An 18,129-nucleotide genomic window follows, 5' to 3' on the forward strand; every position below is an offset into this window, starting at 1 on the left:
ATAAACAAAAAGAATACAAATATGGTTTTATAACTCCAATTCAATACATATTGTGATATTTTCGAGATCTATGTCACGGTTTATTTGTATTTGATTGGTATTATTGTTGGCGTATAAACAGATAACCCAAAAGAACGTGAACACGGGGCTAAAACTATGAACCTTACAACGCTTACTAACTCATCACTGATTAATCTACAAACGACGTTTGAAAGCCGTGACGCAGCAATTGAAGCACTCGCTGAGCAGCTCGACCAACAGGGCAAGTTGCACGACAAAGAAGAATATTTAAAAGCTGTGTTTACCCGTGAAGAGCATGGTGCAACGGCGCTAGGTGAAGGCCTTGCCGTTCCACATGGCAAAACCGACGCAGTAAAAGAAGCAGCATTTGCAGTTGCAACCCTAAAACAAGATTTGAAATGGCAGGGCATTGATGAAGAAGAGGATGTAAATCTGATCTTCCTAATTGCAATTCCTAATGCTGAAGCGGGCTCTACACACATGCAACTGCTGACCGAGCTGACAAGTACTTTGATTGATGATGAAGTTCGTGAAGCGGTACTTAGCGCGACTACGGTAGAACAAATTTTTGCACTTCTTAGCGATGAGGAAGAGCAAATTGAACAGGCAGCCGAAGAACCTGCACCAGTAGTTGAAGAGAAGAAAGGGTTGTTTGGCTCTATTGCTTCAAAGTTATTTGGATAACTCAGCGTTTACTCAAAAGCCATTACTCATTTAAGTCGCACAGCACAGTCTTTACAGGTACAAAACAATGACTAAATCACGCGTTCATATTACCCCACACATGCACTGGGATCGTGAATGGTACTTCACCACTGAAGAGTCTCGTATTCTTCTAGTGAACAACATGGAAGAGATCATGCAACGTCTGGAGAGCGATCCAGAATACAAATACTATGTACTTGATGGTCAGACCGCTGTCCTTGAAGACTACTTTGCTATCAAGCCCGAAAATAAAGAGCGTGTACGTGACCTAGTTCAAGCCGGCAAACTTATTGTCGGTCCTTGGTACTCTCAAACTGACACTATGCAGGTTGGTGGTGAGTCAATCGTTCGTAACATGTTGTACGGTCTACGCGATTGTCTAGAGTTAGGTGAACCAATGAAAATTGGTTACTTGCCAGACTCGTTCTCAATGAGCTCACAGTTGCCAATGATCTATAACGGTTTTGGCATCGATACAGCGATGTTCTGGCGTGGTTGCTCTGAGCGCCACGGTACCAACAAAACTGAGTTCTTATGGCAATCTAATGATGGTTCAGAAGTGGCTGCACAAGTACTGCCTCTTGGATATGCGATTGGTAAGTACCTACCTCAAGATGAAGAAGGGTTGCGTGCTCGCCTCGACAAATACTTCCCGGTGTTAGAAAGACCGTCAGTGACTAAAGATATCCTGCTGCCGAATGGTCACGATCAGATGCCAATTCAAAAAGATATCTTCGAGGTGATGGACAAGCTACGTGAGGTTTACCCAGAACGTGAGTTTGTGATGAGCCGCTTTGAAGAGGTGTTCGACCGCATCAAGCAAGAACGCGATCAATTAGACACAGTAAAAGGCGAGTTTAACGATGGCAAATACATGCGTGTGCACCGTACAATTTCGTCAACTCGTATGGATATCAAGCTGATCCACGCTCAGGTAGAGAACAAGATCGTCAACATCCTAGAACCGCTTGCTTCTATCGCTTGGTCGCTTGGTTTTGAATATCACCACGGTTTGATTGAGAAAATGTGGAAAGAGAGCATGAAGAACCATGCCCACGACTCAATTGGTTGCTGCTGTTCAGACAAGGTGCATGCGGAAATCCTTAACCGTTACATCCTAGCCGACGATATGGCGAGCAATCTGATCACCTTCTACAAGCGTAAAATCGTTGATCACATGCCAGCTCGTGAAGGCTGTGACAAGCTAGCTTTCTTTAACCTATCGCCATACGAACGTGAAGAGGTGATCAACACCACCATTACTATTCGTGCAGAGCAGTTCAACATCTTCGATGATAACGGCAACCCAGTTGAGTACTTCATCCAAGATCAGCGAGTGATCGACCCAGGCAAGATCGACCGCCAGATCGTCCACTACGGTAACTATGACCCGTTTATTGAGTACGATATTCAGATTAAACAAGCTGTACCTGCGATGGGCTTTACCACTTTGCATATCCAGGGCAACGAGAAAGGCACGCAGAAAATTGCCGAGCAGAAAGATTACCTGCTAGAGAACGAGTTCTATACCGTCAAAGTGAACGACAACGGTACCCTAACCATCTTGGATAAACAGACCGAGATGACTTATGACCAAGTGCTGAAAGTTGAAGATGGCTCAGATGATGGTGATGAATACGACTACTCGCCATCTCGCAAAGAGTGGCTGCTTTACTCCGATGAGTTCAAAGTCGAAACCGATATCAAACACCAAGGTTTCCAATCTGTCGCTAGCATCAAACTACGTATGGATGTACCAGCTAATCTGCAAGAGCGCGAAGAGCGCACAGGACAAAACGGCTATGTCGATGTCGATTGCCAAGTGGTACTGAAAGCAGGTTCACGCCGTATCGAAGTTCGTATGGAGCTAGACAACCAAGCTGATGACCATCGTGTACGCGTGCTTATCCCAACGCCATTTGTGTCTGAAAGCGTAGTTGCTGATAACCAGTTTGGCCTTATAACTCGACCAACTAACGATCCTGCAATGGAAGTATGGGAGCAAGAAGGTTGGAAAGAAGCGCCAGTGCCAGTGTATCAGCTGATGAACTTTGCTGCTGTTGAGAATCAGACAGGTGGCTTGGCATTGATGACAAATGGTCTGCGCGAGTTTGAAGTAATATCAAGCCAAGGCAATGAAGAACGCGATACCTTTGCCCTTACTCTGCTGCGTGGGGTAGGGGTTCTAGGTAAAGAAGAGTTGTTGTTGCGCCCAGGACGTCCGTCAGGGATTAAGATCCCGACCCCAGATTCACAAACGCGTGGCAAGTTAGTGTGTGAGTTTAGCCTACTTGGCTTTGCTGGCAACCATATCGAGGCCAACGTCATGGCTCAAGCACGAGACTATGTAACGCCAATCGAGTGTTACAACAAGATCCCGTACAACGCTATGAAGCTAAACGTCGGTGAGCAAGACAAGCCGTTAACTTACTCGCTTCTTGCGAAAACGCAGAAAGGCGCGGTGCTTAGCGTACTGAAGAAAGCGGAAGATCAAGACGCATTGATCCTACGTGTCTACAACCCGGCTGAAACTGGTGAAATTGAAGATAGCGTCGCTTTTACTAGGAGTATCACTTCATGGCAAGAGACCAGTATGGATGAGCGAGTACGTGATACTGAAGTCGCTAGCCAGAGCTTTGGTGCACTTAAAGCGTGTCAGGCTAAATCATTCCAAGTGAAGTTCTAAGCCAAAGACCGCTCGGCCCTTGCGATTAGAGGGCCGAGCTACTAACAACAAATTATTCCCATAGCATCTTCCACTAACTAGCGGTGATGAAGGCGGGATTCGCTCATCTCGAAATCAAGGGTTGGGCGGTTGGTAAGCAAGGTTGGCTCGATATTTAAGGTCAACACATAGATTTGAGAGAGAAAGATTATGTCTCTGTTTAAGCTTGATAACGTTATCCAAAATTACGCATGGGGTAGCCGAGATTCCATTCATGAACTGTTTGGTATCAACAATCCAGATCATCAACCGCAGGCCGAGATCTGGATGGGGGCTCATCCCAACGGCTGCTCTAAGCTGGGTGAAACGGGTGAGCCGCTTTCAGACGTGATTGAGCACAACAAGATGGATGTCTTAGGTGGCTATACGGCATCACGTTTTGGCGAGCTGCCATTTTTGTTTAAAGTGCTCGCAGCAGAAACGCCGCTTTCTATCCAAGTGCATCCAAACAAGCAGAAAGCTCAGCGGGGCTTTGAGCGAGAAAACCAACAAGGGATTCCGCTAGATGCTGCTCACCGAAACTATAAAGATCCTAACCATAAGCCTGAGTTGGTGTATGCGTTAACTTTTTACAAAGCGATGAACGGCTTTCGTCCCATTGCGGATATTGTTGCCCTGTTTAAAGAGGCGAACATACCGAGCCTGGCTCAAGAAGTTACTGATCTTGAAAAACATGCTGATAGCGCAGCGTTACAAGAGTTCTTTACCACGATTATGTCACTTGAAGGTGAGCGAAAAGAGGTGGCGTTGGCTGAGTTAGAAGCGGCACATAATCGACCAGCCAAAACCATGATGGGTCGCGAAGCCATGCAATACAGTGCTGAGTTTAACCAGCATTATCCTGGAGACATAGGTTTATTCTCACCACTGATGCTAAACACGGTTGAATTAGCACCTGGTGAAGCAATGTTCTTGTATGCGGAAATTCCACATGCCTACGTGCAGGGGACTGGGTTAGAGATCATGGCAAACTCAGACAATGTATTGCGAGCGGGATTAACGCCTAAATACATTGATGTTGCTGAACTGATTGATAACACCAAGTTTGAGCCGATTAAGCCTGAACATATTCGCTTAGCGCCTGTGCCAAGAGAAGGCAAGATGAGTTATCCAATTCCGGTTGATGACTTTGGATTCGACATTCTAACCGCCACTGATGAGAGCAAGAGCCAATATCTGCGCAGCGCCGAGATTCTATTTTGTGTAGAGGGCGAAGTCACCATTACTTCTGAAGGTCAGCAATTGACGCTTAAACCGGGCGAGTCACTGTTTGTCAGTAATAATTCTAATCTTTACCAATATCAAGGGAACGGCATTTTGGCTCGTGCGTACAATTAGTGCCCCCGTGCTAGTTATATGCAAAATGAAATGTCGGAGCTCAGCGACTACTAGCTTTCTTCTGGGCTCAGTATTGGTTTTAATGGTCGTTAACTGTTTGTGAGCTGACAAAAAGGTTTGACCATGCCCGCTGTATCAGGCGGGTTTTATTTTTGCTTGAAAAAGAACTAACCCGCTAACAGCTCTCGTCCGATCAAATCGACTAGCTCTAAGATATGGATTTGAGATTCTCGATGATATGGAGAGATACCATCGACCTGTTCTTCCAAGTCGAGGTTGATACCTGCTATGCCTGCCAATGTTGAGCCTAAATGACTTATTGCAAAAACCTTTAATCCTTTGCGCTTTGCATTGTGGGCCATATCGACCACAGCTTGAGTCTCTCCTGATTTACTAATTAGGATGACGGTTCCTGATTCTGCGCGAGCTAACTGGTGAATATCGGTAATGACTAAGTGAGGAATGTTAGCGAGGGAAAGAAAACGCGACAAATACGAAACGCTTACAATTGATGCCCCACGAGAATATAGATAGACCACCGGAGAGTGAATCAGCGACTGAGCTATCTTGTCGACTCGCTGCGCTTGGTCATCTCCCTGAGTTGTTGGTGCGACATCTTTATTCAGGTCGTCGGCGAGTTTGTATCTGAGCTCAGTGTAGCTCGCATAGCCCATCTTTTTACACACCCGATTTACCGATGTTGTTGTGGTCAAGGCCTTGTTGGCTATCGTCTTGGCTGAGACTGAATCTAGCTCTTTGGCGTGGCTGATCAGGTACTCATATATGACTCGTTCGATCCCTTTAAAGGTATTCATCGCTTACACTAAGACTTAATAACAGAATGGTTATTATTAGGCGTTAAAATGCGGGAAATTACCTTGATAGTTATCACAAAAGTATCGTCATACATGGGTTGTACGAGGAAACTGTACCTTGATACATCACCGCTAAATATACTTGCCGCAGTTGATAAGTATAACGGTGAACAACCATGAGTAAGAAAAAACTCGTTGCAGTGACCGCTTGCCCTACCGGCATTGCACACACCTTTATGGCGGCTAAAAAAATCAAAGCCTGGGCTGAAAAGCAAGGCTATGAAGTGAAGGTCGAAACGCAGGGAAGTGATGGTGTTAAAAACAAACTCACTGCTCATGATATTGCAACCGCAGACGGCGTTGTTCTGGCGGTTGATGTACCTATTATGGACATGGAGCGTTTTGATAACGCTAATCCACTTCAGGTTCGCACTCAAGAGCTGATTAAACGCGTTGATGATTTGCTTCCAACCGTATTTTTGCGCGGCAAAGAGAAATCAGATGGGGGTGTAGAAGTGCATGATGAAAAGCGCTCTGCTTACCAAGTCGCAATCGGCCATATCATGACGGGTATCAGCTACATGCTGCCAGTCGTGGTACTGGGTGGTCTTCTGATGGCGGTGGCGAAAATCACTGGTGAGTTCATTGATATCTCAGGTACCCCTATCCAAACCCTAGATAAACTTGGTTTCATGACCATCAAGTTTATGTATCCAATCTTTGCGGGTTACCTAGCGTACTCGATTGCTGGCAAACCAGCGCTGATCCCTGCCTTTATCGGCGGCTTGATGACCGATGAACCTTATAAGCGTTTCTTTGATTTAGAAGGCTGGGCCCCATCTGGCTTCTTTGGTGCGATTGCGATTGGTTTCCTTGTGGGTTATCTGGTTCGCTACCTTAATGATGTAATTAAGGTGAAAACCGAACTGACCACACTCAAGACCATGCTACTTGTCCCGGCGGTGACGGGTGTCGTGATGGTGCTTACTATGGAGTACGCGATTAACCCATTCTTTGGCGCTGTAAACCTTGCGATGATCGACCTGTTTACTCAAGCCGGTGATGCTGGGCGCGGGATCTACTCAATGGTAATTGCCGCAGGTACAGCCTTTGACTTAGGTGGTCCAATCAACAAAGCAGCAGGTTCGGTTGCGCTTGGTTTGAATGGCATGGGGGAAGGGTTTGACCTGATTGCTCGTGAGTTGGGTATCGTTATTCCACCAATCGGTGTGGGTATCGCGGCGCTGCTTGATGGCAAGTTCCGCAAACCAGTATTCTCAAGTGAAGAGCGCACGGTCGGTAAAACTTCTCTGATGCTGGGCCTAATCGGTATCTCAGAAGGTGCGATTCCATTCATTCTGAAAAATCCGAAGATGATTCCAATCATGATTCTGGGTTCAATTATCGGTACGCAATTGGCTGTCGTTCTCAACGTATGGCAAAGCCTACCACTACCTGCCGTTTGGGGATGGTTCCTATCTTCTGACCCAATCAGCTACACCATTTCTGTTATCGCGGGTTCTATGTTTATCGCTATAGCTCTATTGCTGTGCACTAAACCTGACCACGCAAAAGCCTAAACACGTCTAACGGGGAGGCTCGCCTCCCCAAACTATCAAGAATTTATCGAGAGTTTCCCCATGGCAAAAGTACATGTCATTCCTCACACTCACTGGGATCGTGAGTGGTATTTTACTCAGCAAGACAGTGACGTTCTGGCAACTTATAACTTCACCAAAGTAATTGAAACTTTGGAGAACCAACCAAGCTACAGCTGCTACCACCTAGATGGTCAATCTGCGATTGTTGAAGATTATCTCAAAGTGCTTCCGAACATGCGTGAGCGTATGGCTAAATTGGTGAGCGATAAAAAACTCTTTATCGGCCCTTGGTACACTCAGACCGATACCTACAATGTAGCAGGCGAGTCAATTATCCGTAACTTGAAGTACGGCATGCATATCGCAGAAGAACTCGGTCACAGCATGAAGGTTGGTTACCTACCGGACACCTTTGGTCACAACGCGCAAATGCCGACACTGTTCAAGGGAATGGGGATCGATAACATCGTATTTTGGCGTGGTATTGATTACGACCAACACGTAGAAAAATCGCACTTCTTCTGGAAATCGCAAGGTGGAGATTCAATCTACGCTTACAATCTAGTTCATGGTTACGGCGCGGCGAAAAACATCGTTCCTAATGCAGACCATCTAGACAAAAAAATCTTCCCGATGATTGACAAGATTAAGTCGCTGTCAGGTCTTGATGAAGTGCTGATCCCATCCGGTGGCGATCAGGTCAGTATTGACCCGAATCTACCGGAAACTTTGCAAGCTGCCAGCGAACGTTCGCCTGCTGGGGACATTTACACCATCTCATCGATGGAAAGCTTTGTTGATTTTCTTCGCCGCAACAGCAGTGAATTTGAAACTTACCAAGGTGAGTTCAAAGCGCCGCGATACACTCGTATCCATAAGACAATTGGCTCTGTTCGCTACGACATTAAAAAGCTCAACTTCGAGATTGAGCAGTTCTTACTCAAGAAGCTTGAAGTCGTGATTGCGATTGCTAAAGCACAAGGCATCATAGTTCACACTGAGCTGGTGGATATGGCTTGGAAGAAGATCCTTGAATGTCACGCCCATGACAGTATGGGTGGGTGTAATAGCGATGCCACCAACGCAGATATCATGCACCGTCTAAAGCAAGCCGAAGAGATCTGTCACGGCTTATACAACCTAGTGGTGAAAGAGATTGCTAGTAGTGCATGTGATGACAATGAAGTGATGATCTTTAACGGCCAAATCACACCATTTGACGGTGTTGCAAAGGTTGTCGCTTTCTCTAAGCACCCGTCTATTGCCTTGTCGGATGGTAAAGCCCTGCTTGCGACCGAAATTCTTGCGCGCGAGACCTTAGATGGTGGCAAGGTCATTGAAGTGACTAAAGATGGTGAGAAAGAAGTCGCCGTGCCGCCATACTACCGCTTTGAATTGAACGTGAAGGTGTCCAACCTTCCTGCGATGGGCTACCAAGTCTTCCAAGTGGTTGAGTCAGAGTCAGCGATGCTTACGCAGAGCAGTGATGTTCAAACGATTGAAAATGCGGCGTTAACCGTCACGTTGAAAGATGGTGAACTGAGCTTAACCCACAAAGCAACAGGCCGCGTGATTGAACAGTTGCTGCGTTTTGAAGAGCAGGCTGATGATGGTGACTCTTACGACTTCTCGCCTTTAGAAGGAGACGAACCACGTTATCTCAATGAGTTAACTTGGCTATCAAGCCAAGTAGGCGAGACTGAGCAGACAATGACGCTGCTGGCAACAATGCCTGTGCCTTCAGATTTAGAGTCGCGTCAAGCAGGTAATGAGCTGGTTCAAGCCAGTTTTGAAATTACATTGACACTAGATGCCAATGACGAGCAGCTAAAAGTCTCAATTCACACTGTAAATCAGGCGTGTGACCACCGCGTTCGTGTACTGATTAACTCCGATGTACAAAGCCAGGAATCCGTCGCTACTCAGCCGTTTGCTGTGATGACGCGTCCAATTGCCCCGAGTGTTGAAGGCTGGCAAGAGCGCTTCCGTGAGTGTCCGATTGATATTGAAACCACAGATGGTGCGGTTGCGATTGAGCAAGCCGGTAAAGCGGTGGTGGTAAATGGTCGCGGCCTGAAAGAGTTCCAAATTTTACCAGATGAGCAGAGTGATGTGATTGCGCTGACGCTGTTTAAAGCGACGGGCAAGCTAGGTAAAGATGATCTGTTGTGGCGCCCGGGGCGAGCTTCTGGCATCAACAATACCGTGGTGTATACGCCAGATGCTCAGCTGCAAAAATCGATGAGCTTTGCTTTCTCGATTGCGATGCCGACAGATGCAAGCCATCTAACGCTGCGAGTCCTAGAAAGCCAATATCTCGACCTGCCGTTTAGCTACCAGAAGCAGTCACTAAACAGCTTTGAAAATCGTCTCGAACGTTTCCAAGTCCGCTTTGACACCCGTTCAGCGGTGAAGTCATTCAGCCTGTTTGAAGTGAATCAGCCACTGACGCTTTCAAGTATTGGTCACTCCTTCTATCAAGACAATGCCGTGATTGTGCGCCTGTTTAATGCCACAGAGGATGTGCAGCAACTTGATACCACGGCGTTTGCCCATTTTGCTCAGGTGGAGCGTGTAAATTACCGCGAGCAGAGTGTGGAACAAGAGTGGTCAGTCAAACCGAACAACTCAATCGACCTACGCATTGGCTTTAAAATCTAGTGGAGCAGAGTATGAACAACGAGAAAATTTACCAAAAAGTCGCTTTGCTCTACGGAGATGAGCAAGCGGAAAGCATCACCCAAGAAATCCATGCCCTGGTTGAAAAGTGGCAAGGCAAAGCACCGAATTACGCTAACTGGGTCGATGAGACAACATCTTATCTCATTACTTACGGCGACAGCGTACAAGAGCAAGGCCAGCCTACTTTAGCGACGATGAAAACCTTTGCTGATAAGTATCTGAAAGGCGCCTTGAGCAACATTCATATCTTGCCAATGTTCCCATATACCTCAGACGATGGTTTTAGTGTGGTTGATTATCGCAAAGTCGATCCTAACTTAGGCGACTGGAGTGAGCTTAACGCATTAGCTGAAAACTTCGACTTGATGTATGACTGCGTGATTAATCACATCTCTAAAAGTAGTGACTGGTTTCAGCGCTTTTTAGCCGGAGATGAAGCTTATCAAGATTACTTTATTGAGTCTGACCCAAGCCTAGATTATTCGAGTGTTACGCGCCCCCGCGCATTACCGCTCCTAACACCGTTTACCAAGGCTTCGGGTGAGACAACTCATGTGTGGACTACCTTCTCTGAAGACCAGATCGACATTAACTTTAAGAGTCCACAAGTCCTGCTCGAAAGCATTGATATTTTGCTGATGTATGCGGCAAATGGTGGTCGTTCGATTCGCTTAGATGCGATTGGTTTTATCTGGAAAGTACTGAACTCGACCTGTATCCACTTAGAGCAAGCTCACGAGATCATTAAGTTGTGGCGCATTGTGCTCGACGAGGTGATGCCGGGTTCTCTGCTGATCACTGAAACCAATGTACCGCACAAAGAGAACATCTCTTACTTTGGTCAAGGCGATGAAGCGCACATGGTGTATCAGTTCCCACTGCCACCATTAACCTTGCACGCGTTCTTAAGTCAAGATAGCCAAGTATTAACAACTTGGGCTAAAGGTTTAACGGCAGAGGCGATGGAGTCTCTCAATACGGGACGCAAGACAACCTACTTTAACTTCCTCGCTAGCCATGATGGGATTGGTGTACGCCCAACAGAAGGGATCTTGAGCGATGACGATCGTCTAATGATGTGTCAGCACGTCGAACGCAAAGGTGGACGAGTTAACTACAAGAATAACGGTGACGGCACCCAGTCTCCTTACGAACTGAATATTAACTATCTGAGTGCGGTGACGGAGCCTAGTGATAGTGACGAGTTAAAAGCGAGCAAGTTCCTAGCTGCGCAATCTATTTTGCTCTCGTTCATCGGTGTGCCTGCGGTTTACTATCACAGCTTACTTGGCAGTGAAAACGATGTACAAGGGATGCTGGATTCGGGCATTAACCGCCGCATCAACCGTGAGAAGTTTGACTTTGCTCAGCTAGAAACTGAGCTGGCTGAAGAGGGCTCGTTACGTCAACGTGTTTACAGTGAAATGACGCGTCTTCTCCAGTTGCGTAAAGGGCAAAAAGCCTTCTCACCAAGCTCATCTCAGCAAGTGCTAGAGCTAGGTCATGGACTGTTTGGACTTAAACGCGGTGAAGGGGAAAGTGCGATTCAATTTGTGGTCAACCTATCGGAGCAAGCAGCGGAAGTATCGCTAGCAGCAGGTGGTTTGGATCTGATTTCACAGCGCGAGTTCGATGCGCAATTTACACTTAAACCATATCAATTTGTTTGGCTGACTCAGCCGCAAGCCCAGTAGTAGGAGTCAATGATGAAACTAGCTAACTTAACGTCTGAAAATCTAATCATGCTCGATGCTACCTTTGATGGGCGCTTCGCAGCGATCAATGCCTTGGTCGACAAAATTGATCAAGCGGGCAAGTTAACTGATCGTGACCAGTTCCTTGAAGCCGTGCTGAAACGTGAAGATGAAGGCCCAACAGCGCTCGGTGAATACTTAGCGGTGCCACATGGTAAGTCGCCAGCAGTAAAAGAGCCGGTGTTTGCGTGTGCGTTTGTTAAAGATGAGATGCAGTGGAAAGGTCTCGATGGCGATGAGCCAGTGACTATGATCTTCCTATTGGCGATTCCGCCAGCAGAAGCGGGTTCGACCCATATGGAAGTGCTGACTACACTGACTTCTTCATTGGTGGACGATGATTTCCGTGACCAACTGCAAGCGGCAAACTCTCCGCAGCAAGTGATGGCGCTATTTGGTGCAGAGCAAGAGGCAGAGCAGCCAGTTGAGTCAGCTCAAGATGAGCCAAATTCAACCGAAGAGTTGGCGCAAGATCTTAGCCGCTTTGCTTATCCGTTGGTGCTTGGGGCGGGTGTGCTGATTTCAGCATTCCTCTTCCTATTACTTTAATGGTGCGTTATGTCTGTTTTTAAACTGGATAACGTTATTCAAAACTACGCGTGGGGCAGTAAAGAGTCGATTTCTAAAATGTTTGGAATCGATAACTCGGACTGCCAACCACAAGCGGAAATTTGGATGGGGGCACACCCCAACGGATGCTCGCGTGTCGCAGCAACGGGAGAGCTGCTTTCTGATGTGATCGCCCAAGACAGCAAAAGTATCTTTGGGGATTACACTGCGATGCGTTTTGGTGAGCTGCCTTATCTGTTTAAAGTGCTTGCGGCAGAAACGCCGTTGTCGATTCAGGTTCATCCAAGTAAACATAAAGCGGAAGCAGGATTTGCACGTGAAAATGAGCAGGGGATTGCACTAAACGCTGCCCATCGTAACTACAAGGATCCGAACCACAAGCCTGAGTTAGTGTATGCGCTAACCTTCTACAAGGCGATGAATGGATTTCGGCCTATCAGTCAGATCATCGACTTGTTCCAACAAGCGGGCATTGCAGCCTTAGATACCGAGGTGAGTGCGCTTGATGCGAAACCAAACAGCGATGGCTTACGTGAGTTTTTCACTGCCATTATGTCTTTGGATGAGCAGAGAAAAATCAGCGCATTAGAACAGCTTGATCAAGCATTGATACGTGGCCCTAAAACTGCCTTGATGCGTGAAGTGTTTGAGTATGTGGCGGAGTTTAACAAGCACTATCCGGGTGATATTGGTTTACTTTCTCCGTTGTTTCTTAACACGATTGAGTTAGCGCCAGGTGAGGCTATGTTCCTTCATGCTGAAACGCCGCATGCTTATGTTCAAGGCACTGGGCTAGAGATCATGGCCAACTCGGACAATGTGCTGCGTGCAGGCTTAACGCCTAAGCATATTGATGTGGATGAGTTGACTGATAACACCTTGTTTGTCTCGACCAATCCGGAGCAAATTAAGCTGGCACCTATCTACAAAGAAGGAAAGCAGAGTTATCCTATTCCAGTGGATGACTTTGGCTTTGACATCTTGACTGCCAATGATGCTATTAAGCGTCAATACCTTCGCAGTGCTGAGATACTGTTCTGTGTTGAGGGAGAGGTTGAGGTCGAAGTAAATGAGCAAGCGCTGCGACTAAAACCGGGAGAATCAGTGTTTATCAGCAATGATTCAGGTATGTACAGTTACCAAGGTAATGGCACCCTAGCACGCGCCTACAACTGACAAATATGCTTAATCAATCAAACCCACCACCTTGGTGGGTTTGTTAGTTTAAAGCTAATAATAAAGTAGGATTACTGGTTCTTATTTTAATCAATATCGCTCTCTATACTGTGTTCATCCAATAACGAGAGGCAACCATTTAGCCTCTACTCACCAGTAATGAGGGATACCAGATGAACACAACAAAGAGCCTGAAAACACTTCTTCTAAGCCTATTTGCAGCGGCAAGTTTTAACAGTGCTGTCGCAGCAGAATCAACCAACACGCAAGCGATGCAAGACGCAGTCGAAATCAACAACCCAACGCTGTGGCCTAAACCTGCTAACCCTGTAGCTAAGGGGTCAGAGCAGAGCGGTGCATTGAAAGTGGTACAAGGATTTTTTGCTGCATATGGCGCAGGTGATATGGAAACACTCAAGCAGTATGTTGCTGAAGACGTTGAGTGGCATATTCCTGGTCGCCATAATCTAGCTGGCACTAAACGCGGTATTGATGAGTTTGTTGGATTCTTCAATCAATTAGGCAAAGCCGGCTTTAAAGCGGAAGTGATGATTCTGGCAGCAAACGATACTTACGTGATTGATGCTCACCGTGGTTGGAGTACCGCAGAAGGTGAGAAGATCGATGTGAACTGGGTTCTACTCTATCAAATTGAAAACGGTAAAATTCAACGAGTACAAAATTTCTCAGGTGATCTCTACCGCTCAGATGAATTCTTTAACCGCTTCTTTAGCGAGTAATTGAAGCGACTATTCATACTATCCCCAAGCTTGCTTGGGGATTTAGTCTTTCTGTTCAAAAGCGTAATCGGTATTTTCGAAATAGCTTTTAACGTACTCAATAAAGGTGATGAGTTTTGCTGGTGGGTAAACCGGTTGGGGATACAAAAGATAAAAGGTGTTTGTTTGCCCTGAATTCTGTTCACTCAACACTTCTCGAAGCTCTCCTCGCTCTACTTCTTGCTCGACGTAATAACTTGGTACCCGAACAATTCCTCTTCCCTCTAATGCTTGTTGTTTTAATACGTGGTTCTCGTTGGTCTTCAACCAGCCAGATACGATCGGATCACTTGACTTCAGTGGCCAGTTTGTCTGGTGAAGGGTTGTCAGGCAACTATGGTCTAGAAGATCGCCTTCAACCTCTGGAATGCTATTGTTTGCTAGATAGTTGGCAGATGCGACCAGAATGTGTCGATAGCTAAACAGTTTATGCGCGACCAGGTTATCTGGCGGGGTATTGGTGGCACGGATCGCTAGATCGATATCATCTTGAATAAGGTTGTGTTTGGTAAAGCTTGAGTTAAGTTCAAACTCTATATCAGGGTGCAGCTGCTTGAACTTAAAACAGATATCGCTAAGAAATGCTTCAGTAAACATCTTGGGAGCGGTCAGGCGAAGCAACCCACTAACCTGTTCGTTTTCCTCTTGGACATTATCTCTAAACGTGTGGATTTGATGCTTGATTTTTAAACCATGGTTATAGGCTCGCTGGCCTTCGGCGGTTAAACGCATATGGCGAGTCGAGCGCACCACAAGCTTTGTTTTAAGCTCCTCTTCAAGCGCTTTAATTTGCTTAGACATATAGCCCTTGGATATGCCGAGCTTCTCAGTTGCTTTGGTAAAGCTGCCCTGTTCAGCAAGCTCTAAGAACATCATTAGCCGCTCTACGTTTTTCACATCCACTTGTTTAAGCTCACTTCATTGATTAGTTAGGTTTCCTAATAGTAAACAGTGTTTTTACTATTAGCTAGTTTATTGAACTGAATGGAAACAATAATATTTGTTCAACAGAATGAGAAACTTAACTGGTGACCGCTATGGATCAATCTCCGATTAGTAAGTACTTACCTAATGCAAGCCAATTGGTGTATGGGTGCATGGGTTTAGGTGGAGGGTGGAATGATAACCCTCTACAGGCCGATGACATCAGGCAGGCACAAAGCGTTGTTGAAACTGCACTGGAGTCAGGAATCAATGTCTTTGACCATGCTGACATTTACACCTTTAGTAAAGCTGAGCAAGCCTTTGGTGAGGTGCTAAAGCAAAGCCCTTCGTTGCGAGATGCTATGTACTTGCAATCTAAGTGCGGTATTCGTTTTGAAGATGAGTTTGGCCCTGGAAGGTATGATTTTTCTGCTGAGTGGGTGACAGAATCATTAAACGGCATATTAAGCAGACTTAATACCGAAAAACTTGATGTGTTCTTGCTGCACCGCCCAGATCCTTTGGTTGAGTTAGATGAGTTAGCAAGTGCTTTGAACCAGCTAAAACAAGCGGGCAAGTTTGACTACCTTGGCGTGTCGAACATGAATCATCACCAAATTCAGTTTTTACAGTCAGCGTTAGATATGCCGATTGTGGCTAACCAAGTTGAAATGTCACTAGCGAAGTTAGATTGGCTAAACGATGGTGTGATGGTCGGTACACCAAGCCAGCAAGAGATCAATTTTGCCAGTGGTACATTGGAGTACTGCCGTGCAAACAGTGTTCAGCTTCAGGCATGGGGTAGCCTTGCTAGAGGCGCGTTTTCTGAGCAAGGTCGCCATTCAGACAGTGAAAGTGTTCGCAACACCGCTGAATATGTGGCGACGCTTTGCCACAAGTACCAAGTTCCAAGCGAAGCGATTGTACTGGCGTTTCTACTTCGTCATCCGGCAAGTATTCAGCCTGTTATTGGCACTACTAACCTTGAACGCATTAAAGCGTGCGCTACTTCAACCTCGGTTACCCTGACTCGTGAAGAGTGGTACAGCCTATTTGTTAAAGCGCGTGGCCATGCGCTGCCTTAGTTTAGATTGGAGAGAACTATGCTTAATCAAAATAATGTACAAGCCCTGATAAATGAGGCGATTAGCAAAGCGACAGCGGCAAGCCAATCTATTGCAGTGAGTATTTGTGATACCCACGGTGAGCTACTGGGCTTCATTCGTATGGATGGTGTCAGTCTACAAGCAGGAGTGCTGGCGCAAAGCAAAGCGTATACATCAGCTCGTGATCGTCAGCCAAGTGGCAACCTCGGCGCTTGGGTGCGGGAAACAGGCAAAACACTCTCCTACTGGACAGATCCAAAGATCACAGGTTTTAAAGGCGGCCTACCGATTGAGCGAAATGGTGTCGTTGTCGGGGGCATCGGGGTCAGTGGTCTGAGTGAAGAAGAGGACGAAACGCTAGCGATTGAGGTACTTAACGCGGTGTTTTAGTTGTCGTTTATAGGCCAAAACAAAAATCCCCAAGTTTTTCAACTTGGGGATTTTTATTAGCAGCGATTGGTTATAAACCTGAAGTCATGTGTAGGCTGTAGAACAAACCACGACCAATCAGCTCTGAAGCGAGGATTAACACTAACGCTACGCTTAGGTTGACCGGGTTAACACTTGATTTGTTGATCATTGGTAAAGCCCAAATCAGTAGGCCAGCCATCAACAACGCGACTTGGACGCCAAGGTAGACCCCGAAGCCATCAACCAGTTGGGATGCTTTAACCACAGAAGTTTGAATGTCACCAATTAGGTTAGCTTTACCCATTGTGACAACAAGGCTCAGCGCCACAGCTACGACAGCAAGCATGATGATAGTGCGGTCAACGGTGAAGCGTGAATCATTCGCTGACACAATCACAAGTTGAGACAGTAGTAAACCTGCAACCACCATAGTCATGATGAAGCTCAGTGGTGTGTAGGCGTTAAACCAAGTCGGCACGGTATCAATCATGTAGACGTTAATCATCGCGTACATGAAGATCGCCCCAAGCACCATAGCACCAATCATCAGCGCTTTTTGGATACCCGCTCCACCTTTTTTCAGTACAGAAAGTAGCCATTGCAAACCACCTACCGCAAAGAAAGCGGCACCGAAGAAGATTTCATTCGATAACCATGCGGTTCCCACTTGGTTTAGTGCGTTGAAGGCACGGAATGGAGAGCCTAAGTGAGTAGTAGAGAATAGAAACCCCACTCCCATCAGAGCCCAAAGTACAAACATCGGCACTTTGTAGCTGTTGATTTTCTCTTCATCATGACCCATTGCCAGTGCGCGAGCACTGACTAGGATGTAGCCACCCACAGCGGTTTGCGCTAACACCGTAAAGAAGATTAACGAATACTCATGGAAAATCATCTTACACCTCCTTCGGGTTAGCTAAGAAACCACTGGTATCACCGGTTGGTTTTGAGTTTTTGTTTAGCTTAATCACTATGTTTGGCAGCGTTAGGCTAGAGGATGGTAATGGTGCCACATCAGCTGTGGTGCCGTATTTTTCACGTAGTTCGCCGATCTCACCAAATTCAAGTGCGCGCAGAGGACAAGATTCAACACACATCGGCTGTTTGCCTTCTGCCACACGCTCATAGCAGCCGTCACACTTAGTCATGTGACCTTTCTCTTTACTGTATTGTGGGGCGCCGTAAGGGCAGGCATTGCTACAGTGCTGACAACCGATACACACGTCTTCATCAACGACGACAAGACCGTCTTCGGTACGCTTGTGCATTGCGCCAGATGGGCACACTTTCACACATGCTGGGTTAGAGCAGTGGTTACAGGCAATCGATAGATAGTAAGAGAAGACATCTTTCTGTACCCAAGTGTCGCCATCTTGAACAAAGCCACCACCAGCGTATTCGTAAACGCGGCGATAGTTACGTTTGATGTCTAGGTCGCGGTAATCTTTACAAGCAAGCTGGCAAGTTTTACAACCTGTGCATTTACTTGAATCAATGTAAAAGCCGTATTGTTTCATTCCAA

Annotated in this window: 14 protein-coding genes and 1 pseudogene; 11 read left to right on the forward strand and 4 right to left on the reverse strand. The window is 46.4% G+C overall.

What is annotated here, in order from left to right; genetic code table 11:
* Window positions 1-156: 156 nt before the first annotated feature.
* The 3 genes and pseudogenes from LYZ37_RS15960 to manA (LYZ37_RS15970) all read left to right on the forward strand — a co-directional run.
* A pseudogene (locus tag LYZ37_RS15960) lies at window positions 157-627 on the forward strand (fructose PTS transporter subunit IIA); the annotation flags it as partial.
* A gap of 145 nt (window positions 628-772) precedes the next feature.
* Window positions 773-3,412, forward strand: coding sequence for a mannosylglycerate hydrolase (mngB, locus tag LYZ37_RS15965; protein WP_272787888.1), 2,640 nt, complete (start codon window positions 773-775; stop codon window positions 3,410-3,412).
* A gap of 189 nt (window positions 3,413-3,601) precedes the next feature.
* Window positions 3,602-4,789 carry a mannose-6-phosphate isomerase, class I gene (gene manA, locus LYZ37_RS15970; RefSeq protein ID WP_272787889.1) on the forward strand — a complete coding sequence of 396 codons (1,188 nt, stop codon included), beginning with the start codon at window positions 3,602-3,604 and terminating at the stop codon, window positions 4,787-4,789.
* A gap of 167 nt (window positions 4,790-4,956) precedes the next feature.
* Here the strand turns inward: manA (LYZ37_RS15970) and LYZ37_RS15975 are convergent, their stop codons facing one another.
* Window positions 4,957-5,604 (reverse strand): MurR/RpiR family transcriptional regulator, encoded by a 648-nt coding sequence (locus LYZ37_RS15975; protein WP_004744128.1) that lies wholly within the window; start codon window positions 5,602-5,604, stop codon window positions 4,957-4,959.
* Window positions 5,605-5,780: 176 nt separating this feature from the next.
* Between LYZ37_RS15975 and LYZ37_RS15980 the strand changes: the two genes are divergently transcribed.
* The 6 genes from LYZ37_RS15980 (at window position 5,781) to LYZ37_RS16005 (ending at window position 14,127) form a co-directional block, all read left to right on the forward strand.
* Complete coding sequence (locus LYZ37_RS15980; protein WP_004744127.1) at window positions 5,781-7,184, forward strand: PTS fructose transporter subunit IIC; 1,404 nt, start codon at window positions 5,781-5,783, stop codon at window positions 7,182-7,184.
* A 60-nt stretch (window positions 7,185-7,244) separates the two neighbouring features.
* Window positions 7,245-9,866: a glycoside hydrolase family 38 C-terminal domain-containing protein gene (locus tag LYZ37_RS15985; protein WP_272787890.1), complete on the forward strand. Its 2,622-nt coding sequence runs from the start codon at window positions 7,245-7,247 to the stop codon at window positions 9,864-9,866.
* Window positions 9,867-9,877: 11 nt separating this feature from the next.
* Entirely contained in the window at window positions 9,878-11,581 is a 1,704-nt protein-coding gene (locus tag LYZ37_RS15990) for an alpha-amylase family glycosyl hydrolase (RefSeq protein WP_272787891.1), read from the forward strand.
* 12 nt (window positions 11,582-11,593) lie between these two features.
* Window positions 11,594-12,190, forward strand: a complete 597-nt coding sequence (locus LYZ37_RS15995) for a fructose PTS transporter subunit IIA (RefSeq protein ID WP_272787892.1) — start codon at window positions 11,594-11,596, stop codon at window positions 12,188-12,190.
* A gap of 9 nt (window positions 12,191-12,199) precedes the next feature.
* Window positions 12,200-13,387: a mannose-6-phosphate isomerase, class I gene (gene manA, locus LYZ37_RS16000; RefSeq protein WP_272787893.1), complete on the forward strand. Its 1,188-nt coding sequence runs from the start codon at window positions 12,200-12,202 to the stop codon at window positions 13,385-13,387.
* A 173-nt stretch (window positions 13,388-13,560) separates the two neighbouring features.
* On the forward strand, window positions 13,561-14,127 hold the full coding sequence (locus tag LYZ37_RS16005) for a nuclear transport factor 2 family protein (protein ID WP_272787894.1): 567 nt from the start codon (window positions 13,561-13,563) through the stop codon (window positions 14,125-14,127).
* A gap of 42 nt (window positions 14,128-14,169) precedes the next feature.
* Here the strand turns inward: LYZ37_RS16005 and LYZ37_RS16010 are convergent, their stop codons facing one another.
* A complete protein-coding gene (locus LYZ37_RS16010) occupies window positions 14,170-15,042 on the reverse strand; it encodes a LysR family transcriptional regulator (RefSeq protein WP_272787895.1) in 873 nt (290 codons plus the stop codon).
* A gap of 161 nt (window positions 15,043-15,203) precedes the next feature.
* Between LYZ37_RS16010 and LYZ37_RS16015 the strand changes: the two genes are divergently transcribed.
* The gene (locus LYZ37_RS16015) at window positions 15,204-16,175 is read left to right on the forward strand and encodes an aldo/keto reductase (RefSeq protein WP_272787896.1); all 972 of its coding nucleotides are present in this window, start codon (window positions 15,204-15,206) and stop codon (window positions 16,173-16,175) included.
* Between the two features lie 18 nt (window positions 16,176-16,193).
* A complete protein-coding gene (locus LYZ37_RS16020; protein ID WP_272787897.1) occupies window positions 16,194-16,586 on the forward strand; it encodes a GlcG/HbpS family heme-binding protein in 393 nt (130 codons plus the stop codon).
* A gap of 70 nt (window positions 16,587-16,656) precedes the next feature.
* Here the strand turns inward: LYZ37_RS16020 and LYZ37_RS16025 are convergent, their stop codons facing one another.
* Both LYZ37_RS16025 and LYZ37_RS16030 read right to left on the reverse strand, forming a co-directional pair.
* Window positions 16,657-17,502: a dimethyl sulfoxide reductase anchor subunit family protein gene (locus LYZ37_RS16025; protein ID WP_272787898.1), complete on the reverse strand. Its 846-nt coding sequence runs from the start codon at window positions 17,500-17,502 to the stop codon at window positions 16,657-16,659.
* A 1-nt stretch (window position 17,503) separates the two neighbouring features.
* Window positions 17,504-18,124, reverse strand: coding sequence for a DMSO/selenate family reductase complex B subunit (locus LYZ37_RS16030; RefSeq protein ID WP_239823972.1), 621 nt, complete (start codon window positions 18,122-18,124; stop codon window positions 17,504-17,506).
* Between the last annotated feature and the right edge of the window lie 5 nt (window positions 18,125-18,129).

The organism is Vibrio tubiashii (genome assembly GCF_028551255.1).
Taxonomy (GTDB): Bacteria; Pseudomonadota; Gammaproteobacteria; order Enterobacterales; family Vibrionaceae; genus Vibrio; species Vibrio tubiashii_B.